The 22,889-nt window shown below is 44.2% G+C and carries 21 protein-coding genes; 4 read left to right on the plus strand and 17 right to left on the minus strand.

What is annotated here, in order from left to right:
- The first annotated feature begins 57 nt into the window (after nt 1-57).
- Nucleotides 58-1,056 (plus strand): NADPH dehydrogenase NamA, encoded by a 999-nt coding sequence (gene namA / locus ETB99_RS00280; protein ID WP_171699645.1) that lies wholly within the window; start codon nt 58-60, stop codon nt 1,054-1,056.
- Between the two features lie 36 nt (nt 1,057-1,092).
- On the opposite strand, the gene ETB99_RS00285 is transcribed toward namA, so the two are convergent.
- Nucleotides 1,093-1,410, minus strand: coding sequence for a CHY zinc finger protein (locus ETB99_RS00285; RefSeq protein ID WP_077428708.1), 318 nt, complete (start codon nt 1,408-1,410; stop codon nt 1,093-1,095).
- Nucleotides 1,407-2,345: a ribonuclease Z gene (gene rnz / locus ETB99_RS00290; protein ID WP_171699646.1), complete on the minus strand. Its 939-nt coding sequence runs from the start codon at nt 2,343-2,345 to the stop codon at nt 1,407-1,409. The genes ETB99_RS00285 and rnz overlap by 4 nt, the downstream gene beginning before the upstream one ends.
- Nucleotides 2,346-2,465: 120 nt before the next feature.
- On the opposite strand from rnz, the gene zwf reads away from it, so the two are divergent.
- Nucleotides 2,466-3,953, plus strand: coding sequence for a glucose-6-phosphate dehydrogenase (gene zwf, locus ETB99_RS00295; protein ID WP_171699647.1), 1,488 nt, complete (start codon nt 2,466-2,468; stop codon nt 3,951-3,953).
- Between the two features lie 13 nt (nt 3,954-3,966).
- Entirely contained in the window at nt 3,967-4,578 is a 612-nt protein-coding gene (locus tag ETB99_RS00300) for a cyclase family protein (protein WP_171699648.1), read from the plus strand.
- A 37-nt stretch (nt 4,579-4,615) separates the two neighbouring features.
- On the opposite strand, the gene gndA is transcribed toward ETB99_RS00300, so the two are convergent.
- The 5 genes from gndA to mce form a co-directional block, all read right to left on the minus strand.
- Complete coding sequence (gene gndA, locus ETB99_RS00305) at nt 4,616-6,025, minus strand: NADP-dependent phosphogluconate dehydrogenase (RefSeq protein WP_129000504.1); 1,410 nt, start codon at nt 6,023-6,025, stop codon at nt 4,616-4,618.
- 64 nt (nt 6,026-6,089) lie between these two features.
- On the minus strand, nt 6,090-6,557 hold the full coding sequence (locus ETB99_RS00310) for a chemotaxis protein CheW (RefSeq protein ID WP_077428713.1): 468 nt from the start codon (nt 6,555-6,557) through the stop codon (nt 6,090-6,092).
- Nucleotides 6,558-6,561: 4 nt separating this feature from the next.
- Nucleotides 6,562-7,686 carry a M20/M25/M40 family metallo-hydrolase gene (locus ETB99_RS00315; protein WP_171699649.1) on the minus strand — a complete coding sequence of 375 codons (1,125 nt, stop codon included), beginning with the start codon at nt 7,684-7,686 and terminating at the stop codon, nt 6,562-6,564.
- 117 nt (nt 7,687-7,803) lie between these two features.
- Nucleotides 7,804-9,354, minus strand: coding sequence for an acyl-CoA carboxylase subunit beta (locus tag ETB99_RS00320; protein ID WP_171699650.1), 1,551 nt, complete (start codon nt 9,352-9,354; stop codon nt 7,804-7,806).
- A complete protein-coding gene (mce, locus tag ETB99_RS00325; protein ID WP_077428716.1) occupies nt 9,351-9,764 on the minus strand; it encodes a methylmalonyl-CoA epimerase in 414 nt (137 codons plus the stop codon). The genes ETB99_RS00320 and mce overlap by 4 nt, the downstream gene beginning before the upstream one ends.
- A 141-nt stretch (nt 9,765-9,905) precedes the next feature.
- Between mce and prli42 the strand changes: the two genes are divergently transcribed.
- Nucleotides 9,906-10,001 carry a stressosome-associated protein Prli42 gene (gene prli42 / locus ETB99_RS00330; protein ID WP_009373849.1) on the plus strand — a complete coding sequence of 32 codons (96 nt, stop codon included), beginning with the start codon at nt 9,906-9,908 and terminating at the stop codon, nt 9,999-10,001.
- Between the two features lie 30 nt (nt 10,002-10,031).
- Here the strand turns inward: prli42 and ETB99_RS00335 are convergent, their stop codons facing one another.
- The 10 genes from ETB99_RS00335 to buk form a co-directional block, all read right to left on the minus strand.
- The gene (locus tag ETB99_RS00335; RefSeq protein ID WP_171699651.1) at nt 10,032-10,535 is read right to left on the minus strand and encodes a L,D-transpeptidase; all 504 of its coding nucleotides are present in this window, start codon (nt 10,533-10,535) and stop codon (nt 10,032-10,034) included.
- A 50-nt stretch (nt 10,536-10,585) separates the two neighbouring features.
- The gene (locus tag ETB99_RS00340) at nt 10,586-11,524 is read right to left on the minus strand and encodes an aromatic acid exporter family protein (RefSeq protein ID WP_171699652.1); all 939 of its coding nucleotides are present in this window, start codon (nt 11,522-11,524) and stop codon (nt 10,586-10,588) included.
- 64 nt (nt 11,525-11,588) lie between these two features.
- On the minus strand, nt 11,589-12,689 hold the full coding sequence (gene meaB / locus ETB99_RS00345; protein WP_077428718.1) for a methylmalonyl Co-A mutase-associated GTPase MeaB: 1,101 nt from the start codon (nt 12,687-12,689) through the stop codon (nt 11,589-11,591).
- Nucleotides 12,686-14,875, minus strand: coding sequence for a methylmalonyl-CoA mutase (gene scpA / locus ETB99_RS00350; RefSeq protein WP_129000509.1), 2,190 nt, complete (start codon nt 14,873-14,875; stop codon nt 12,686-12,688). Before scpA ends, meaB begins: the two co-directional genes overlap by 4 nt.
- Nucleotides 14,862-16,844, minus strand: a complete 1,983-nt coding sequence (locus ETB99_RS00355; protein ID WP_171699653.1) for a methylmalonyl-CoA mutase family protein — start codon at nt 16,842-16,844, stop codon at nt 14,862-14,864. Before ETB99_RS00355 ends, scpA begins: the two co-directional genes overlap by 14 nt.
- Nucleotides 16,845-16,999: 155 nt before the next feature.
- Complete coding sequence (locus ETB99_RS00360; RefSeq protein ID WP_171699654.1) at nt 17,000-18,316, minus strand: dihydrolipoamide acetyltransferase family protein; 1,317 nt, start codon at nt 18,314-18,316, stop codon at nt 17,000-17,002.
- 12 nt (nt 18,317-18,328) lie between these two features.
- Nucleotides 18,329-19,312, minus strand: coding sequence for an alpha-ketoacid dehydrogenase subunit beta (locus ETB99_RS00365; RefSeq protein ID WP_003394199.1), 984 nt, complete (start codon nt 19,310-19,312; stop codon nt 18,329-18,331).
- Nucleotides 19,313-19,314: 2 nt separating this feature from the next.
- Nucleotides 19,315-20,307, minus strand: a complete 993-nt coding sequence (locus ETB99_RS00370; protein ID WP_006318044.1) for a thiamine pyrophosphate-dependent dehydrogenase E1 component subunit alpha — start codon at nt 20,305-20,307, stop codon at nt 19,315-19,317.
- 11 nt (nt 20,308-20,318) lie between these two features.
- A complete protein-coding gene (gene lpdA / locus ETB99_RS00375) occupies nt 20,319-21,740 on the minus strand; it encodes a dihydrolipoyl dehydrogenase (protein ID WP_171699655.1) in 1,422 nt (473 codons plus the stop codon).
- Nucleotides 21,741-21,752: 12 nt separating this feature from the next.
- Entirely contained in the window at nt 21,753-22,853 is a 1,101-nt protein-coding gene (gene buk / locus ETB99_RS00380; RefSeq protein WP_171699656.1) for a butyrate kinase, read from the minus strand.
- Between the last annotated feature and the right edge of the window lie 36 nt (nt 22,854-22,889).

Below are 22,889 nucleotides of genomic sequence, written 5' to 3' on the forward strand. Positions count from 1 at the left end.
TTTTCCAAATACCCATGGTATCATTTGTTATGAAACATACTGTGGGAGGGATTAGCCATGTTATTTTCACCATATACGATTCGAGATGTTACCTTTAAAAACCGCATTGTTATGTCGCCGATGTGTATGTATGCGTGCGATCGCGAAGACGGAACGGTGCACAATTGGCATCTCATTCATTATGCATCTCGTGCTGTCGGGCAAGTCGGGCTTATTATTGTCGAAGCGACAGCCGTGACACCACAAGGAAGAATTTCAGCTCGCGATTTAGGCATTTGGAATGATGACCATATTGACGGATTACGTACACTTACCTCACTTGTTCACGAACAAGGCGCCAAAATCGGCATCCAACTTGCCCATGCCGGACGAAAAGCGATGGTTGCCGGAGAAATCATCGCGCCATCACCACTTCCATTTGATGAAACGATGCGCACGCCAAAAGAGATGACAAAAGCGGACATTGAAGAAACGATTCATGCGTTTCAACAAGGTGCACGTCGCGCCAAGGAAGCAGGATTTGATGTCATTGAAATTCATGCTGCTCACGGCTATCTCATTAACGAGTTTTTATCGCCTCTTACAAACAAACGAACAGATGAATACGGGGAAAATCGCTACCGCTTTTTAAGTGAAGTGATTGAAGCGGTAAAAGAAGTATGGAGCGGACCGTTGTTTGTTCGTATTTCTGCTTCTGACTATCACCCAGACGGTTTAACGGTGAACGACTACGTCGAATATGCCAAACGTATGAAAGCACAAGGCGTTGACCTCATTGACGTCAGCTCTGGCGCCGTCGTTCCAGCAAAAATTGATGCGTATCCAGGTTATCAAGTGCCGTTTGCCGAAACGATTCGCCGTGAAGCAAATGTCGCAACTGGTGCTGTTGGACTTATTACTTCCGGACGGCAAGCGGAAGAAATTTTGCGCAACGGCCGCGCCGATTTGATTTTCATCGGGCGCGAACTTCTTCGCAACCCATATTGGCCAAAAACAGCCGCAAACGAACTTGGCATTCAGCTTGAAGCACCGAAACCATATGTAAGAGGATGGTAAAACACGAAAAAGGATGTCACATCGTGGACATCCTTTTTATACTTCAAAATAATAATGTGCGTGGAGTTGACATCCCGGATTAAACGCCGCGTTGCAATGTGGGCAATGGTAATTGCTTGTCATATATTGTTCAATCGTCAGCTCCGTTTGACAAACACCACATAAAACCGCTTTTTCATAAAAACGCTCTTTCGGCCATACCGCATGCTTGCCACAACCATGTTCTTCATGACAGTACACGCACGGGAAATACGTTTGACAACAATAAAACTTAATCGCAATGACATCACGTTCACTATGGTAATGTACGCATCTCGTCTGTTTGTCGATGACGCTTCCTTTTACTTCGATCATCTCTCATCATTCCCTTTTCTTATAATCGGAAATGATGAAAAATCAGAGGCAAGCGTGACATTCGGAAAAATCGTTTTCGCTTCTTCAACGAGCTGATCACACATATTTCCTTGATAACGCGAGCTAATATGTGTCAAAATAAGCTGCTTCGCCCCAGCCCGCTTCGCCACCTCAGCCGCCTGCACCGTTGTGGAATGATAGTAATCTCGCGCTAAATGGGCTTCGTTTGCACTAAACGTTGCTTCATGTACGAGCACGTCCACTCCTTCGGCAAGTTCCACACTTGCCTCACAATAACGCGTATCTCCCATAATCGCAATCATACGTCCTTTTTTTGGCGGGGCAACAAATTTGCGTCCATCAATCACCGTTCCATCGTCTAACGTAACAAGCTCTCCGCGTTTAATTTGTTGATAAATGGGACCTGGCTTCACCCCGAGGGCACGCAACTCGTCAACGAGCAACGTACCCGGTAAATCTTTTTCAACAATTCGGAAACCGTATGAAGGTAAACCATGATCAAGCAATTTCGCTGTAACAATAAACTGCTCATCTTCAAATATGACTCCTTCTGTAAACTCTTCAATATACAACTCATATTTCAGTCGCGTACCGCTTACCGTTAGTGATGTTTCGATAAACGAACGAATACCAGCCGGACCGTAAACAAAAAGAGGAGTCTCTCCACCTTGAAATGAGCGACTTCCAAGCAACCCCGGCAAACCAAAAATATGATCGCCGTGTAAGTGCGTAATAAAAATGCGCTCAATGCGCCTTGGACGGATAGACGTATGTAAAATTTGATGCTGTGTTGCTTCTCCACAATCAAATAGCCACGTCGCTCCTCTTTCTTCTAACAACTGAAGGGCAATGGCTGATACGTTTCTACCTTTTGATGGGACACCAGAACCCGTCCCTAAAAACAATAATTCCACACAACAATCTCCTCTCTTTTTTTTCATTTAGATAAAACATTTGCGTTTACCACAATAAACCTCTAAAATTACATTATCATGAACCTTTCAAAAAATGAATAAAAGTGAGGTATATGGTCCGTGAACGACGTACAACCAAAAGCGACAATCGTCATCTTTGGTGCGACTGGCGACTTAGCAAAACGTAAACTATTCCCATCTATTTATAAACTTTATCAAAAAGGAAAGCTTGCTGAACAGTTTGCGGTTGTTGGTGTTGCCCGCCGTCCACATACTGACGAGTCATTTCGTTCCTATGTAAGAGAAACGATTGAGGAAGCAACGAAACAAGAACTGATCGATGACAAATTTATTTCTCATTTTTACTATCATTCATTAGATGCAACAAATACGCAATCATATGAACAATTGAATGAATTATTAACTCATGTGGAAGAACAATTTCATATTCCAGGCAACCGCATTTTTTACTTGGCGATGGCGCCTGAGTTTTTCGGAACGATTACATTGCACTTGAAATCCGAGGGGGTGACGGCCACAAACGGATGGACGCGATTAGTCATTGAAAAACCGTTCGGTCACGATTTACAAAGTGCACAAAGATTAAATGAAGAAATTCGCCAATCGTTTTCGGAGGAGCAAATTTTCCGAATTGACCATTATCTCGGCAAAGAAATGGTGCAAAACATCGAAGTCATTCGCTTTGCGAACGCCATTTTCGAGCCGCTTTGGAACAACCGCTTTATTGCTAATATTCAAATTACATCAAGCGAAACGCTTGGAGTGGAAGATCGCGGTCGTTACTACGACCATTCCGGCGCGCTTCGCGATATGGTACAAAACCATATGTTGCAAATGGTTGCCCTTTTGGCGATGGAACCGCCAATTAAGTTAACGACAGACGATATTCGTAGCGAAAAAGTAAAAGTGCTTCGTGCGCTTCGTCCGATGACGCACGATGACGTAGAAACATATTTCGTGCGTGGACAATACGGGCGTGGTATCGTGCGCGGACAACAAGTCGTCGGGTATCGTGAAGAACATAGTGTCGATCCAAACTCCAATACGGAAACATTTGTTGCAGGGAAACTAATGATCGACAACTTCCGCTGGGCAGGTGTGCCGTTTTACATACGAACAGGAAAACGAATGACAGAAAAATCAACAAAAATTGTTGTGCAATTTAAAGATGTGCCGATGAATTTATATTATCGCACAAGCGAGCACGTTCATCCAAATTTACTTGTTATTCATATTCAACCTGATGAAGGCATCACCCTTCATTTAAATGCGAAAAAAAGCGGCGAAAGCATGAAAACGACACCAATTAAGCTCGATTACTGCAACAACTGCATCGACGGCATTAATACGCCGGAAGCGTATGAGAAATTGTTATACGACTGCATGCGCGGCGATGCGACAAACTTTACACACTGGGACGAAGTCGCTGCTTCTTGGAGCTTTGTCGACCCAATTTCTGAAGTATGGGCAAATACGAAAGCGGTGGACTTCCCGAACTATGAAGCTGGATCGATGGGGCCGAAAAAAGCGGATGAACTATTGCAAAAAGACGGCTTCCACTGGTGGCCATTAAATGGAACAATATAAGGAGGAACGAAACATGAAAATGTACGATGTCACCGCTCCAATTTTTGAAGGGATGCCTGTGTATAAAAATAAACCGGAAAAACAACCGAAACTAACAACCGTCACGAACGATTACGTCACCGAATCGCGTATTGATATGGATGTGCATACAGGTACGCATATTGACGCACCGCTTCATATGGTAAAAGACGGTGAAACGTTCGAAACGATCCCGCTTGAAAAACTCGTCGGCTACTGCAAAGTATTAGACGTCACAAACGTCCATGATCGCATTACAAAAGAAGATCTCATTCATTTTGATATTCAAGAAAACGATTTTCTCTTATTCAAAACGAAAAACTCGTTCGACGACGCTTTTAACTTTGAATTTATTTACGTTGCTGAAGATGCAGCGGCATATTTAGCAGAAAAACGCATTCGCGGCGTCGGCATTGATGCCCTCGGTGTCGAACGCAACCAAGCGGGACACCCAACGCATAAAACGTTGTTCGGTCACGGTATTATCGTGATCGAAGGACTTCGGCTAAAAGACGTTCCAGCAGGCGAATATTGGATGGTTGCCGCTCCGCTTAAACTCGTCGGCACCGACGCCGCCCCAGCGCGTGTATTATTGTTTGAACAATAAACGAACCCCCTAGAGCCATTTGCCCTAGGGGGTTCGTTTATTTCAACCATTCCGTATGGAAAACGCCTTCTTTGTCGATACGCTCGTATGTGTGCGCACCGAAGTAGTCGCGCTGTGCCTGGATAAGGTTCGCTGGCAATGTTTCCATCCGGTAGCTGTCGTAGTATGCTAAAGCGCTGGCAAATGCCGGAACCGGGATGCCGCGCATCGCTGCTGTTGCGACGATTTCACGGAGCGATTGTTGATAGTTTTCGACGATGTCTTTAAAGTATGGGTCAAGCAATAAGTTTGGCAACGCTGGATCACGGTCGTACGCTTCCTTAATTTTTTGTAAAAATTGTGCACGAATAATGCAGCCGCCGCGGAAAATCATCGCGATATTACCGTATTGTAAATTCCAGTTGTACTCTTCAGATGCGGCCTTCATTTGCGCAAAGCCTTGGGCGTACGAGCAAATTTTGCTCATGTAAAGCGCGCGGCGTACCGCTTCAATAAAGTGCGCACGATCTCCTTCATACGGTTTCACGGCAGGACCAGCTAATAGCTTGCTTGCTTTGACGCGCTCTTCTTTCATCGCCGAAATGAAGCGAGCAAATACCGATTCCGTAATAATCGGAAGCGGAACGCCTAAATCGAGCGCGTTTTGGCTCGTCCATTTCCCTGTTCCTTTTTGCCCTGCTTTGTCTAAAATGACATCGACAAGCGGCTTTCCTGTTTCTTCATCAATTTTCGTGAAAATATCTGCCGTAATTTCGATTAAATAGCTGTCTAATTCCCCTTTATTCCACTCGGCAAACACTTCATGAAGCTCTTGTGCGTTTAAGCCGAGCACATGTTTTAATAAAAAGTACGCTTCGGCAATTAATTGCATATCGCCGTATTCGATGCCGTTATGCACCATTTTTACGTAATGGCCCGCACCGTCTGGACCGATGTACGTCGTGCACGGCTCTCCATCGACTTTTGCCGCGATCGCTTCAAAAATCGGACGAACGAGTTCGTGTGCTTCTTTTTGTCCGCCCGGCATGATGGAAGGACCTTTCAGCGCCCCTTCTTCTCCGCCGGAAACGCCTGTCCCGATAAAATGAATGCCGAGTTCCGCAAGTTCTTTATTGCGACGTTGTGTATCTTTAAAATACGTATTGCCGCCATCGATGACGATATCGCCTTTTTCTAAATACGGCTTTAATTGTTCAATCGTTGCGTCTGTTGCCGCTCCTGCTTTTACCATTAATAAAATTTTGCGCGGTTTTTCAAGTGCGTTAACAAACTGTTCGATGCTATATGTACCGACGATGTTTTTTCCTTCCGCTTCTTGTAAAAACTCGTCTGTTTTTTCACGCGAACGGTTATATACGGCTACCGAATATCCGCGGCTCTCAATATTAAGCGCCAAGTTTTTTCCCATGACCGCTAAACCGATCACACCAATTTGTTGTTTCGCCATAGTAAACGTTCCTTTCTATTTTTGTTTGTTCAACAAAGAACATACCATAATCTTCTTTTCTCGTTCAAGTGTTCTGTTTCTCATTCCTCATATGTTCTTTAATTGAGCTTGCTCCTTCTAAATTGTCAAACAATATCGTCGGATCGATAACAGTAATGAGCCGATCAGGCAAGTTGGCAATCCCGATGAAATATGGCGTCTGTTGATAAGCAAGCATATTCACTTGCTTCATCATATGTGGTGGAATATCAATAATCTCTTTTGCATCGTCTACGATGAACGCGACATGTAAATCGCCCGTATGTACGACGACAAGCCGCGTTTTTTCTGTTTCTGCATACGGACGGCGATATAAAATTTGCGACGTATCAAGCACGGGAACAAGTTCACCGCGAATGCGCACAACGCCAAGCATATACGAAGGCATGCTCGGGATGAGCGTCGGATGGCTCATTTTTTCGATGGAAACAACATGTTCAACCGGAATGGCGTATTGCTCATTACATAGTTGAAAAACGACGACTTTATGCATCGTTTCACCCCCTTGCAGCCACTTCCTCAATAATCGCAATGACCATTTCCGTTGTTTTAACAAGTTCTTCAATTGGCATTCGTTCATTTGTTGTGTGAATATCTTCATAACCGATCGCTAAATTGACCGTTGGAATGCCGAATCCTGCAATGACGTTCGCATCGCTACCGCCGCCGCTGCGCAACAACTCATGTGGACGACCAATTTTTTCAGCCGCTCGTTTTGCCACTTCAACAACATGATCTCCGTCGCCAAATTTAAATCCTGGATACATCACTTCCACATGAACATCTGCACGACCACCCATTTGTTCTGCTACACGCTCAAACGCTTCTTTCATTTTTGCGACTTGTGCTTCCATTTTTTCTGGCACAAGGGAACGTGCCTCAGCTAAAATGTCCACGCGATCACATACGATGTTCGTTTGTGTTCCCCCTTCAAAACGGCCGATGTTTGCGGTTGTTTCTTCGTCAATGCGCCCAAGCGGCATTTGCGCAATTGCTTTTGCGGCGATCGTAATGGCTGATACACCACGCTCTGGAGCGACACCCGCATGAGCCGTCTTTCCGTGAACAGTCACTTTCAACTTTGCTTGCGTCGGAGCAGCAACGATAATTTGTCCGACTTTTCCATCACTATCTAACGCATATCCAAATTTCGCTTGAATGAGCGATGGATCGAGCGCCTTCGCTCCAACGAGCCCCGATTCTTCACCGACAGTAATAATAAATTGAATCGTCCCATGCGCGATTTGTTTTTCCTTTAAAATGCGAATCGCTTCGAACATCGCGGCAAGCCCTGCTTTATCGTCCGCTCCTAAAATCGTTGTCCCATCTGTCACAATATATCCATCTTGAATCGACGGCTTGACCCCTTTTCCTGGCACAACCGTATCCATATGGGATGTAAAGTAAATCGGATCGACCCCTTCCTTTGTCGCAGGCAATGTGCAAATTAAATTTCCTGCTCCATGCCCTGTTTGTGCTGTCGTATCATCCTCAATGACGTGTAAACCGAGCGCTTCAAATTTCGCTTTCAACACATTTGCAATGTTGCGCTCATATTTCGTTTCCGAATCAATTTGTACAAGTTCTAAAAATTCTTCAACTAGACGCTGCTTATTGACCATCATACTTCCTCCTATGTATGTACTCATCTTTAAGTATAACGGATTTTTACATCGTTTGCGAAATCGTACGATTATTTTTCGAAAAACATATACCGCCAAACAACTGGCGGTATATACTTACAACGGAATATTCCCATGTTTCTTTTTCGGGCGTTCTTCCTGCTTATGACGAAGCATGTCGAGTGCTTGAATAAGCTTGATTCTCGTGTCACGTGGGTCGATAACATCATCAACCATGCCGTATTTCGCTGCAACATAAGGGTTGGCGAATTTATCGCGATATTCTTCAATTTTTTGCGCTCTTGTTTCTTCTGGATTCGGGCTATTTTCGATTTCGCCTGCAAAAATAATGTTCGCTGCCCCCTGTGGTCCCATAACAGCAATTTCTGCATTTGGCCATGCGTATACGACATCCGCTCCGATCGATTTACTGTTTAATGCAACATATGCCCCACCGTATGCTTTCCGTAAAATGACCGTTATTTTCGGCACGGTCGCTTCCGAATACGCATATAAAATTTTCGCCCCATGGCGAATGATACCCCCATGCTCTTGTTTGACTCCCGGGAAAAAGCCTGTCACGTCTTCAAACGTAATAATCGGAATGTTAAACGAGTCGCAAAAACGAATAAAGCGGGCTGCTTTATCCGATGAGTCAATATCTAGTCCTCCCGCCATAAACTTCGGTTGGTTGCATACAAGCCCGACAACTTTTCCTTTGATGCGAGCAAAGCCAATGACAATGTTTTTCGCAAAATCTTTTTGCACTTCCATAAACGATCCTTCATCAACGACTTGTAGCACAACGTTGCGCACATCGTACGGTCTGACCGCGTCAATTGGAATCGCATCCGCTAAATCAGGACGGTAGTCATCTTCATTGGCAACAGGCTTGATCGGTGGCTTTTCTTGGCAGTTTGCTGGCAAATAGCTTAACAGCCGTCGTACTTGGGCAAGCACGTCTTCTTCTGTCGCTCCTGAAAAATGAGCGTTTCCGCTAATTGTATTATGAACGCGGGCACCACCTAAATCTTCCGCACTAATTTTTTCTCCTGTCACCGTTTCAATCACTTTCGGTCCAGTAATAAACATTTGGCTCGTTTTTTCGACCATAAAAACAAAATCGGTAATGGCTGGTGAATAGACAGCCCCTCCTGCACATGGACCCATAATAACAGAAATTTGCGGAATGACGCCAGAATAGATGGAATTACGGTAAAAAATATGGCCGTAGCCATCGAGGGACAATACTCCTTCTTGAATGCGTGCACCACCGGAATCATTTAAACCAATGATTGGTACACCTGTTTTTGCCGCTAAGTCCATAATATTCGCAATTTTTTTCGCGTGCATTTCCCCAAGCGCGCCACCGAATACAGTAAAATCTTGTGAAAATACGAACACTGTTCGACCGTCGATTTTCCCGTATCCTGTGACAACTCCGTCACCCGGACCTTTTTTTCCTGCTAATCCAAAATCGGTGCAACGATGTTCAATAAACGGGTTTAACTCGACGAACGTCCCTTCATCCAATAAAAGATCAATACGCTCCCTCGCTGTTAATTTCCCTTTTTCATGTTGTTTAGCAATTTTATCGTCACCGCCACCTAATTCAATTTCGCGTCGGCGGTCATATAACTCGTTAATTTTATCGTACATATCCATCATTGCCCACCGCCCCGTTCACAAAGCTCATACAACACGCCGTGCGCTGATTTCGGATGCATAAAAGCGATCCGTGCACCGCCTGCACCGCGTTTCGGTTGCTCATGAATCATACGAACACCATTATTTTTTAACTCCTGAATGCGCAGTTCAATATCATCTACGCCAAGCGCGACATGATGAATCCCTTCGCCTCTTTTTTCAATAAAAGAAGCAATTGGACTATGTTCAGAAAGCGGCTCAAGCAATTCAATTTTTACATCGCCGACTTTTAAAAATGCTACCCTCACCTGCTCTGATTCGACCGTTTCAATGCCAACGCACGATAAGCCGAGCGTATCCGTATAAAACGGAAGCGCCTCATCTAATGATTTCACAGCAATACCAATATGATCGACTTTTTTTACTTCCATTACCCCAACCCCTTTGTTGTTCTCGGCTGCAAACCGTGTATGTATTTCGACACCTTTTTTCTTTTTTCCTTCTTTTTTTGCATTTTTCCTGCTTGTTTGCCGAACAGCATGTTTGTACAATAGGAAGAAGAGGTGAAGATGATGCATTCAAAAAAAGTGCAAAAAATTGTTGTTTATTTAATGCTCGGTTCGATGCTGTTAACATCTTTGCTTGCTGGATTAAGCATGTGGATATAGAACAAGCTGACCGTATTCGGCCAGCTTGTTCTATTTAAGCGCCCCGTACTTTTTCCCGAGCTGATAAAATGATTCGTTCGTTTTTACGATCGCTACTTTCGTTCCTAATGGCACGTTCGGATATAGCGCTTCGACATCGCGATTATGCATGCGTACGCATCCTTCTGTTATATAACGTCCAATCGATTCGGGTCGATTCGTTCCATGAATGCCGTACGTTCGACCGTCCGTTCCACGTGCATCAAATCCGATCCATCTCGTACCAAGCGGGTTGTTCGGTGCTCCTCCTGGAATGTTTTTTTTCCGATAATAAGGATTTACTGCCTTAACAGTTACCGTAAATATCCCTTCTGGCGTGAGTACATTCGTTTTTCCTGTCGCCACTCGATATATGCGTTCAATTTTCCCATGGCGAATAAAAGCAAGTTGGTTCGTTTGTTTATTGACAATAATCATCGGATCGCCCACGCGCGGATTATCTCCAAGCGGCCAAAGCGGTGAAAGAAAAAGAAAGAAAGCAAACAAAAGCGGCATGATCTCACCCTTTTTTCATTATTGTGCACCAAAAAAGAGCGATCATACCGTTATAACTGACTTTTAATGATTAAATATTGCTCCATCTCTTTTACAAAATGCAAAAGAGCAGCTCGCTCTTCAAATTCCTCGCGCGTTTTTGGCAAAGGCATTTGTTGGAACTGTTTTTTCATCTCCTCAAGTTGTCGAATAAAACGGTCTGCTGTATTTCCCGGGTGAATCGCATCGCTTAATTCATCAATAAAATCGGCAATCATATTTCGTTGCTCAACTGTGTACGTCATCGAGCTGATGAGCGGCAGCATGCGTTCAATAATTTCAAATTGTCGTTCACGCATACGAAAATATCGATAATAATAATCTTCATTGCGTAAAAAATGATTTTCGATATTTTGCAACGCAAGCGCCTTCGCCTGCTTTAACGTATCGCCCACTAACGCAATTTCTTTTCCGTCCCATAAGCTTTCATTCGTACGTAAATAATGGACAATTTCTTTAAAAATGATACGGAATAAATCTTCTACAATGCGTTGATACTCTTTTAAATCTTTTTCGACACTTGGCATGTACATATTCACAAGCAGTGCGATGCCAATGCCAATAACAATGAGCATTAGTTCATTATATAAAAGTTGCCACGTCATCGCTTTAGCCATATATACGTGCAAAATAATAACTGCACTCGTCGCAATTCCTTCAGTCACTTTCCATGAGACGGTCGTTGGAATAAAAAATAAAAGCAATAAAGCAATGGAGAGCGGATGATAACCAAGTCCTTCAAAAAACAAAAACGAAAACAGCAATCCGATTAAACATGCGATCAAGCGAGCACGCGCTGTTTGTAACGACTTTTTTTTCGTCACTTGGATACAAAGCAGCGTAATGATACCAGCGGAAGCGAAATTCTCAAGGTGCAACGACTGAGCAATAGCAATTGCAGCTGCTGTTCCAATAGCTGTTTTCGTTGTTCTGTATCCAATTTTCAACATATATATCACACTCCGCCCTCATTATAACATATTCAACAATAAAAGGTGCCCATAACGGACACCTTTACGTTTGTTCGTATAAGCGAATCAATTGCTGTGCGGCCATTGTGACCGGCTGTTTTCCTTCCATCACCTGTTGTTCAATGTTCGGCAATTGTTGCTGTACAGCCGGATGATGAAAAAAGCGGATGTGTAAATAATCTTTAATCATCGCATGCAACCAATCTTTCATCTGTTCTCTTCTTCTCTCCTCAAATACACCCGATTGTTTTGTCGTTCGGACGAAGCGCTCGATCACGTCCCAAATTTGTTCAATTCCTTCTTTATAGAGAGAAGAACAAGTATATGCTTTCGTCTCCCATCCTTTCGTGGCATGGCGTAAATAATGTAAAATTTGATTATATTCTTCTTTCGCCAACTCTGCTTTCTGTTTATTATCCCCGTCTGCTTTATTAATAACGATCGCATCGACGAGTTCCATCATCCCCTTTTTCATTCCTTGCAGTTCATCACCAGCGCCTGTTAGCGCAAGCAATAGAAAAAAATCAACCATGCCGCGTACTGCCACTTCACTTTGACCAACACCGACCGTTTCCACGAGAATAATATCATATCCCGCTGCTTCACAAAGCAGCATCGTCTCACGTGTTTTCCGATGCACTCCCCCGAGCGTGCCACCCGATGGAGAAGGACGAATAAACGCACGCGGATGACGAGCTAAATATTCCATGCGCGTTTTATCGCCAAGAATGCTTCCACCTGTGAGCGAGCTGCTCGGATCGATCGCTAATACCGCAACCCGATGACCTTTATCGCATAAAAATTGTCCGAATGCTTCAATGAATGTACTTTTGCCTGCACCTGGAACACCAGTAATGCCAATGCGAACCGAACGCCCTACATAAGGAAGGAGCTCATGCAATATGCGCTGTGCCTTTTCTGTATGTTTTGCTGCATTGCTTTCAATAAGTGTAATCGCTTGTGCTAAAATGGTGCGATTATTATTTAATACACCTGCGACATATTCTTCAATCGAAAGCTCTTTTCTTTTTACCCATCGTCTTTCTTTTGTCGGCTGAACACGATCGTTTCCTTTCACGTACGACGTTGCAAACATATTGTGGTCATCCACCCATTCTGGTCGAGATGTTCGCTCCTCACTCATTCGCTCACTTCCTCGTAACCGAGTCGTCGATAAATTTCGTGCAACACTTTTTGAGCTGCGACCGGGATGATCGTACCTGGTCCAAAAATAGCCGCTGCACCATGTTCATATAAAAATTCGTAATCTTGTGGTGGGATGACGCCACCAACGACAACAATAATATCTTCTCGCCCTAGTTTGCGTAACTCTTCCACAAGCTGTGGCAGTAACGTTTTATGTCCAGCAGCGAGCGAGCTCATCCCAACGACGTGAACATCGTTTTCAACCGCTTGCCGCGCTGTCTCTTCTGGTGTTTGAAAGAGCGGACCGATATCAACGTCAAAACCTAAATCCGCAAATGCGGTGGCGATCACTTTTGCTCCGCGGTCGTGTCCATCTTGTCCCATTTTTGCAATCAAAATGCGCGGTCTCCTTCCTTCTAACTCGTAAAATTCGTCCGTCATTTTTTTCACACGTACAATTTCTTCTTCGTTCGTAAACTCTGCGCTATATACACCGCTAACGGAACGAATGACCGCTTTATGTCTACCTGCCACTTTTTCAATGGCGTCTGAAATTTCACCTAACGTCGCACGAGCGCGCGCGGCTTCAACCGCTAACTCGAGCAAGTTCCCTTCGCCTGTTTCTGCCGCTTTCGTAATCGCTTGCAACGTTTGTTGCACGCGCGCTTCATCCCGAGACGCACGCAACTGTTTTAATTTTTCGATTTGTCGCATGCGCACAGCCGTATTATCGACTTCTAAAATATCGATCGGCTCTTCTTTTTCTGGACGATATTTATTCACACCGATAATCGTCTCCGCACCAGAATCAATTTTGGCTTGCCGTCTTGCTGCTGCTTCCTCGATGCGCATTTTTGGTAACCCTGTTTCAATCGCTTTCGCCATCCCACCAAGATTTTCGATTTCTTCGATGTGTGCCCACGCACGCTTCATTAATTCGTTCGTTAATGTTTCCACATAATACGAGCCTGCCCATGGGTCAATGACTTGGCAAATGCCTGTTTCTTCTTGTAAATAAAGCTGTGTATTGCGCGCGATGCGGGCGGAAAAGTCAGTCGGCAATGCAATCGCCTCATCAAGTGCATTCGTATGAAGCGACTGCGTATGTCCCATCGCTGCAGCATGCGCTTCTAAACATGTCCGTACGACGTTGTTAAACGGATCTTGTTCCGTTAAGCTCCATCCTGATGTTTGCGAATGTGTACGAAGAGCAAGCGATTTTGGATTTTTCGGATGAAACGTCTTCATCATTTTTGCCCAAATGAGGCGCGCTGCCCGCATTTTCGCTACTTCCATAAAATAGTTCATGCCGATTGCCCAGAAAAACGATAGGCGTGGAGCAAATGAATCAATGTCAATGCCTGCTTTTAAACCTGTGCGCACGTACTCTAATCCGTCAGCAAGTGTATAAGCGAGTTCAATATCCGCTGGTGCTCCTGCTTCTTGCATATGATAACCTGAAATGCTGATGCTGTTGAATTTCGGCATATGTTTTGACGTATACGCAAAAATGTCGGCGATGATGCGCATAGACATATCTGGGGGATAAATGTACGTATTACGCACCATATATTCTTTTAAAATGTCGTTTTGGATCGTGCCAGATAACTGCTCTTGCTTTACCCCTTGTTCTTCAGCTGTTACGATGTAAAACGCCATAATTGGCAATACTGCACCGTTCATCGTCATCGATACCGACATTTGATCAAGCGGAATGCCATCAAATAACGTCTTCATATCGAGGACGGAATCGATAGCGACCCCTGCTTTGCCGACATCGCCAACAACGCGCGGATGGTCTGAATCGTAACCACGGTGGGTAGCAAGGTCAAACGCAACAGACAAGCCCTTTTGTCCCATCGCTAAATTGCGGCGATAAAACGCATTGCTTTCCTCTGCAGTAGAAAAACCAGCGTATTGACGGATCGTCCATGGACGATTGACGTACATGGATGGGTACGGTCCGCGTAAATATGGTGGAATACCCGGCATATAGTCAAGAAAGTCAAAGCCTTCAATATCTTTTTTTGTATATAGTGGTTTAAGCGTAATTTGTTCGTTTGTTTGGAAGACAAGCTCATCTAATGTTGCTTGCACTTTTTGTTCAACGGCTTGTTTCCATGCTCGTTCATCGACTTGTTTTCCATATTGCAACGGTCGATTGGCAAAATTAATTTTCCCCATTCACGTTCACCCCCATGTCTTTCATAAACGCCAACAGTGTATCGTAACAATTGGAACCGAGATGAATAAATCCGTCCACGCCCGCATGTATAAACGCTGCCTCCACGTCTGGTGCTGGCTTACCTGCCACATATATGCGAATATCGCTTTTTTCTTTTTTCACTTGATGGGTAATGGCTGGGACTGCATGTATATAATCATCATCCGTTCCGCAAATAATATAATGTATACCGTTTGTTTCAAGTATGCCGTTCACAGCTTCCTCTGTCGTCATATACCCATCGTTTTTTACAACCGTAAACCCACCCGCTTCAAAAAAGCCTGTGATAAAATCAGCGCGTGTTTTATGTTTTGAAATCGAACCGAGATTGACAAGATGCACCGTTGGACGTTGTCCGTTTGTTTCCATATGACGTTCAGAAGCTTGGCGAAGCCGCTCAAACGGCTCGGAAAGACGCCATTGGCGGATCGGTGTCACGGTAATCGCCGAACATTCTTCTTCACGTATAACATGTTGAGCGAACGCTCGACGTTTAGCAAGCGAAAGGGCTTCTTCCATTGTTTTTACGTTTACATATATATTATGATTTCCATGAGAGGCGTGTACATGCTTTGGCGCCAGCCCTTCAGCTATGTTAGCATACACGTTCGTTCCAACAATTTTTTCTTTTCTTGCTTTCACATATTGTTCACGTTGTTTTGCTATGTTTTCAATTTCTTTTTGCACAAATCCACATTGAAGTGCTTTTGTCATCCCGCCTTGCGCTTCGATCTGTTGAAATAATTTCCAAGCTTCTTCTGCTATTTGTGCTGTCAACGTTTCTACATAATACGATCCGCCAGCTGGATCGATCACTTTTCCGATATGGGCTTCTTCTAACAAAATAAGTTGTGTGTTTCTAGCGATGCGCGCTGCAAATTCATCTTCAGTTGCAAACGGTTCGTTAAACGGGGAAACATGAAGGCTATTTGCCCCACCGACGATTGCTGCGAACGCTTCTGTCGTTGCGCGAAGCATATTTACATATGGGTCATATATCGTTTTCGTAAAATACGATGTGCGCGCATGAATGGATAGTTTTTGCGCCTGTTCGCTTCCACCGTACGCTTGCACAATGTTTGTCCAAATGAGCCGCGCAGCACGCAGCTTCGCAATTTCCATGAAGAAATGTGAACCGACTGGAAAAGAAAAATCAATACGTTTTGCTATGTCATCAATCGTCAACCCTCGTTCGAGACATTCATTTATATACTCTACCGCTGTCGCAAAAGCAAACGCTAGCTGTTGAATGACATGCCCTCCACCGTTATGATATGGGTCGGCATGTATCGTTATCGTTTTCACGTGTGGCATATGTGTTTTCGCCCATTTTGTCACATCGGCCATCACGTCATATAAAGTAGCAAGCGGAAGCGGGAGCTCTCCTGCTACCGTAAGAGTGCCAAGCGGATCCATTCCGATCGTTCCATGCACCTCATGAAGTGACTGTCCATTTTCCTCAAGGTATGTCACAAAAAGAGGAAAAAAGGGTAAAGGACTTACGCCCGTATCGATACGAAGTGAGTAATTGGCTAAAGAAACGTTAGAAAACATCGTTTTGATTTGTTCGATCGTTTCGATAAAAAAGCCTAACTTGGGTAGCACAACGTGAATTTCCGTTTGTCCGCGTTCTAACTGCTTTTGAATGAGCTCGTTCCATCGTTCAGGTGTCGAAGCCCTGCACTGTTGACTGACTTCCCACGATTTTTTTATATACCCTTCTACTTCTGTTCCGCGCACATATGAAGGAAAACCTGGATATTGTTCGATAGGCAATCCCTCTAAATCAGCGCGTGTGTAAATCGGTTTTAATTGAATTTGTTCGTATGTTGTGGCATATAATCGATCAAACGGTTTTCCTTTTAACGATTTCTCCACTTCTTGTTTCCATTCGTCATAGCTTGGAATTGGAAACGATATTTGTTTCATCGTAACACCCCGTCCCCTTTGTTGTTAAAGCGCTTTCTTTTCATATTTTTGAAAATATTCGTTACATTTTTTATTGTAGTACATAGATGAAAGGAAGAAAAGAGAAATCATAATAAGAAGAAGAGGATAACAGCTCGTTACCCTCCTCATCCTCATTAGTAAATTGGTGTGTTTTCTTTTGTCACATGTTCTAAAATGTCTTTCACACGCGCTAAAAAGCGGCCGCAAATTAAGCCATCGAGCACGCGATGATCTAGCGATAAGCAAAGGTTAACCATATCGCGAACAGCAATCATGCCGTCTTTTACAACAGGTCGTTTCACGATCGATTCCACTTGTAAAATCGCCGCTTGTGGATAGTTGATGATTCCCATGGATTGAACGGAGCCAAACGAACCTGTATTGTTAACCGTAAACGTACCACCTTGCATATCTTCCGGACGGAGCTTGCCTGCGCGCACTTTTGCGGCTAATTCCGCAATCTCACGTGCAATCCCTTTAATCGATTTTTCATCCGCATGTTTAATAACTGGGACAAAAAGTGCGTCATCTGTCGCTACAGCAATTGAAATGTTAATATCTTTCTTTTGAACAATTTTGTCTCCTGCCCACATCGAGTTCATTTGTGGGAATTCTTTTAACGCTTGCGCGACTGCTTTTACAAAAAACGCAAAATACGTTAAGTTAAACCCTTCGCGCTTTTTAAATTCGTCTTTAATCGAATCGCGATAAGCGACTAAGTTCGTCACATCGACTTCAACCATCGTCCATGCGTGCGGTGCTTCATGTTTACTGCGAAGCATGTTTGTCGCAATGGCTTTACGCACTGGTGTGACAGGAATTTCGATGTCGCCCGGTTGAACCGGTACGTTAGGCGCGGCGGCTTGTTTTGGTGCTGCCGCAACAGGAGCTTCCGCTTTTAGTGCTTCTTGCACCGATTGCACAGACGCTTGCACTTGAACCGGAGCTGTTGACGCTTGACTTGGCGTTGGGATGTTGCCGGATTCAATTAATTTCAACAAGTCTTTGCGCGTAATGCGTCCGCCCATGCCTGTTCCTTGTACTTGTTCAAGGTCGATGTTGTGCTCTTGGGCAAGGCGAAGAACGGCTGGAGAATAGCGGCCTTTTTCTCCCGCTGGTTTTTTCGGCGTTGCTGCTTGTGCTGACACTGCCGGCGCTTCCGCTTTCGGTGCTTCTTCTCGTTTCGTTTCCGCCGTTTCTGTGCCTTCTCCTTCTACTTCAATCGTACAAATGACAGCACCAACAGGCAATGTTTCCCCTTCTTTTGCGATAATTTCTTTAATGACACCAGCAAATGAAGATGGGATTTCCGCGTTTACTTTATCTGTCATCACTTCGGCAAGTGGGTCGTATTTATTGACGCGATCGCCAACCGATACGAGCCATTGACTAATCGTTCCTTCCGTTACACTTTCACCAAGCTGTGGCATTGTAATTTTCTCAATCGCCATCGTAACTCCTCCTTAAAACTGCGCCAATTCGCGCATTGCCTTTTCGACTTTATCTGGGTTGACCATAAAGAATTTTTCCATCGTTGGCGCATATGGCATCGCTGGAACGTCTGGACCAGCAAGTCGCATAATTGGAGCATCTAAATCAAATAAACAATGTTCTGCAATAATGGCAGCGACTTCGCTCATGACGCTTCCCTCTTTATTGTCTTCTGTCACAAGCAATACTTTTCCTGTTTTGCTTGCTGCTTCAATGATCGCTTCTTTATCGAGCGGATATACAGTACGCAAATCTAAAATGTGTGCAGAAATGCCTTCTTGCGCTAATTTTTCAGCAGCTTGTAATGCGAAATGAACACATAAACCGTACGTAATAACTGTAATATCTTCTCCTTCACGTTTTACATCCGCTTTACCAATCGGTAATACATAATCATCCGTTGGTACTTCTCCTTTAATGAGACGATACGCTCGCTTATGTTCAAAAAATAGCACAGGGTCTTCGTCACGAATGGCCGCTTTTAATAATCCTTTTACGTCGTATGGTGTAGATGGCATAACAATTTTTAATCCCGGCTGATTTGCAAAAATCGCTTCGACCGATTGCGAATGATATAACGCTCCATGGACTCCACCGCCATATGGGGCACGAATGACAATCGGACAGTTCCAATCGTTATTAGAGCGATAACGAATGCGCGCAGCTTCAGAAATAATTTGGTTTACAGCAGGCATAATAAAATCCGCGAATTGAATTTCTGCAATTGGACGCAATCCGTACATAGCTGCGCCAATGCCGACACCAACGATTGCAGATTCCGCAAGCGGCGTATCGATGACACGCTCTTCGCCAAATTGATCATACAGTCCTTGCGTCGCTTTAAATACGCCTCCTTTTTTTCCGACATCTTCCCCAAGTACGAATACGCGTGGGTCACGTTCCATTTCTTCGCGAATCGCCATCGTAACGGCATCGATATATGAAATGACAGGCATGTTTATTCCTCCTCTGCGTATACGTATTTCAACGCATGTTCTGGTTGTGCATATGGTGCTTTTTCTGCGTAGTCTGTTGCTTCGTTCACTTGTTTCATGACGCGATCGAGAATTTCTTTTTCCAACTCATCTGTTAATACGCCTACTTCTTTTAAGTAGTTTGCAAATAAATAAATTGGATCTTTTGACTTTGCCTCTGCAATTTCTTCTGGCGTACGATATGCACGATCGTCATCATCCGACGAATGCGCTGTTAAGCGATAAGCAACCGTTTCAATTAATGTTGGTCCTTCACCACGGCGCGCACGATCGGCTGCTTCTTTGACAACGCGATATACTTCAAGCGGATCTGTACCATCCACTGTATACCCTGGCATGCCATAGCCGATGGCACGATCTGACACTTTTTCGCATGCTAATTGTTTTTCAATTGGAACAGAGATCGCATATTTATTGTTTTCGCACATAAAAATGACCGGCAGCTTATGAACGCCTGCAAAGTTAGCCCCTTCATGGAAGTCACCTTGGTTCGAAGACCCTTCCCCAAATGTAACGAACGATACGAAATCTTTTTTCTCCATTTTCGCTGCTAAAGCGATCCCAACAGCATGTGGTACTTGTGTTGTAACTGGAGAGGAACCTGTGACGATGCGGTTTTTCTTTTTCCCGAAATGCCCTGGCATTTGGCGACCGCCAGAGTTTGGATCTTCCGCTTTTGCAAATGCCGAAAGCATCAATTCTGTCGGCGTCATACCAAACGTTAATACGACACCCATATCGCGATAATATGGCAACACATAATCTTTCGTACGATCCAAAGCGAATGCCGCTCCTACTTGCGCCGCTTCTTGTCCTTGACAAGAGATGACGAATGGAATTTTACCTGCGCGGTTTAATAACCACATCCGTTCGTCAATTTTACGTGCTAACACCATCGTTTCATACATTTGTAAAACGGTTTCATCACTCAAACCGAGTTGTTTATGACGCATCATTCATTCCTCCTTTAAAAATGAATCGCTTTTCCATCAACAGCAAGCGCTGCTTCCATCATCGCCTCTGACAGCGTCGGATGCGGATGAATTGTGTGAGCAATTTCCCACGGTGTCGCATCAAGCACACGTGCTAATCCAGCTTCGGAAATCATATCTGTGACGTGCGGACCAACCATATGCACGCCGAGCAAATCGTCTGTTTTTGCATCAGCAACAATTTTTACAAACCCTTCAGCTTCTCCGTATACAAGCGCTTTTCCAATCGCTTTGAAAGGGAATTTGCCGACTTTCACGTCATATCCTTTTGCCTTCGCCTCTTCTTCTGTCAAACCTACACTTGCTGCCTCCGGACGACTATAAATACATTTTGGCACCATCGCATAATCAAGCGGATGAACTTCTTTTCCAGCAAGATGCTCAATCGCAATAATCCCTTCATGTGAAGCGACATGAGCAAGCTGTAAGCCACCGATCACATCCCCAATGGCGTAAATATGTTTTTCTTTTGTTTGATAGTATTCATTCGTTTGAATAAAGCCTTTTTCAATGACAATGTCAGTATTTTCTAACCCAATGCCTTCAACGTTCGCTTGACGTCCAACGGAAACGAGTATTTTTTCAGCTGTGAACGTTTCATTTTTTCCGTTTATTTCGGCTTGAATAGTTACACCATGTTCAACAACGAGTGTGTCAGGCAATACTTTTGCTTTTGTAACGATGCGTACACCACGTTGTTTTAATATTTTTTCAATTTCTTTGGAGACATCGCGATCTTCTGTTGGCAAAATACGATCTGCATATTCAATGACTGTAACATCCACGCCAAAGTCATTCAACATCGATGCCCATTCGATGCCGATGACGCCACCACCGACAATAATGATCGAAGATGGCAACGTCTCCATACGCAATGCTTCATCTGACGTCATAACGAATTGACCGTCAATGGTTAAGCCAGGCAACGTACGTGGACGGGAACCTGTTGCAATAACAACATACTTCGGCACAAGCATTTCATTTTCCGTTCCATCATTCATCTCAACTGAAATCGTTCCTGGCATCGGTGAAAAAATCGATGGGCCTAAAATGCGTCCTGTCCCTTCATACACATCGATTTTCCCTTTTTTCATTAACATGTGAATGCCTTTATGCAACTGCTCAATGATCGCTTGCTTGCGCGCTTGCACTTTAGCAAAATCTAAACGCACCTCGCTAGCAAGTACACCAAACGTTTCGCTTTCTTTCGTCTGGGCATATACTTCCGCACTTCGTAACAACGCTTTGCTCGGAATGCATCCCGCATGCAAACACGTTCCACCAAGCTTTCCTTTTTCTACAACTGCTGTTTTTAAACCGAGCTGAGCAGCGCGAATCGCAGCGACATATCCGCCCGTTCCGCCCCCAAGTATGACTACATCGTATTCTTTTGCCATCGTTTCATCCCCTTAAACCGTTGTTTTGACCGCTTGTGGATATTGTTTCGCTTCTTCTTCTCCGCGCAATACGCGAAGCGCCCCTTCAGCAAGCGCCTGCAGTTCATTCTCTCCTGGTTGCACGATAACATCGGCAATCCATTGTACGCGATCCGCAATTTCTTTCACAAACTGTTTTCCGTATGCTAAACCGCCCGTTAAAATAATGGCATCAACTTTTCCTGATAATACTGCGCTTGCAGCTCCAATTTCTTTCGCTACTTGATACGCCATCGCACTGTAAATGAGCTTCGCCTTTTCGTCGCCATTTTCAATCATTTTTTCGACTTTCACCGCATCGTTCGTCCCTAAATAGCCAACGAGCCCCCCGCCACCAACGAGCATGCGCATAATTTCCTCACGATAATATTCACCAGAGAAACAGAGAGAAACGAGATCACCCGCTGGCACAGTACCGGCACGTTCAGGGCTAAACGGACCTTCTCCGTCCAATCCGTTGTTGACATCAATAACGCGTCCGCGTTGATGTGCACCAACTGTAATACCCCCGCCCATATGCGCGACGATGAAATTGACTTCCTCATATGTTTTTCCCATTTGTTTAGCAACACGACGCGCTACTGCTTTTTGATTTAACGCGTGGAAAATGCTTCGACGCTCAATTAATGAAAATCCAGAAACGCGAGCAATCGGGTCAAGTTCATCTACAACGACTGGATCGACGATAAACGCTGGAATGTTTAATGCTGAAGCAATTTCATGCGCTAAAATTCCACCGAGATTCGAAGCGTGCTGACCGGAATAGCCAAGCTTTAAATCTTGTAGCATCGCCTCATTGACAGCATATGTGCCACCTTCAATCGGACGGAGTAAGCCACCGCGTCCGCATACTGCGTCGAGCTTAGAAATATTAATTCCTTCATGGTCAAGCGTTTCTAAAATCGTTTGTTTGCGAAATTCGTATTGGTCAATAATTTTTTTATACGCTCGTAACGCTTCTGTATCATGACGAATCGTTTTTTCTAAAATGGAGCGCTCGTTATCAAAGACGCCAATTTTCGTTGACGTCGATCCCGGATTAATGACTAAGATGCGAAATGAATGTTCCTGCAATGTGTAACCCTCCATTTTTATCATCGACGAAGCGAG

This window comes from Anoxybacillus sp. CHMUD, from assembly GCF_013096965.1.
In the GTDB taxonomy this organism is placed as follows: domain Bacteria; phylum Bacillota; class Bacilli; order Bacillales; family Anoxybacillaceae; genus Anoxybacillus; species Anoxybacillus kestanbolensis_A.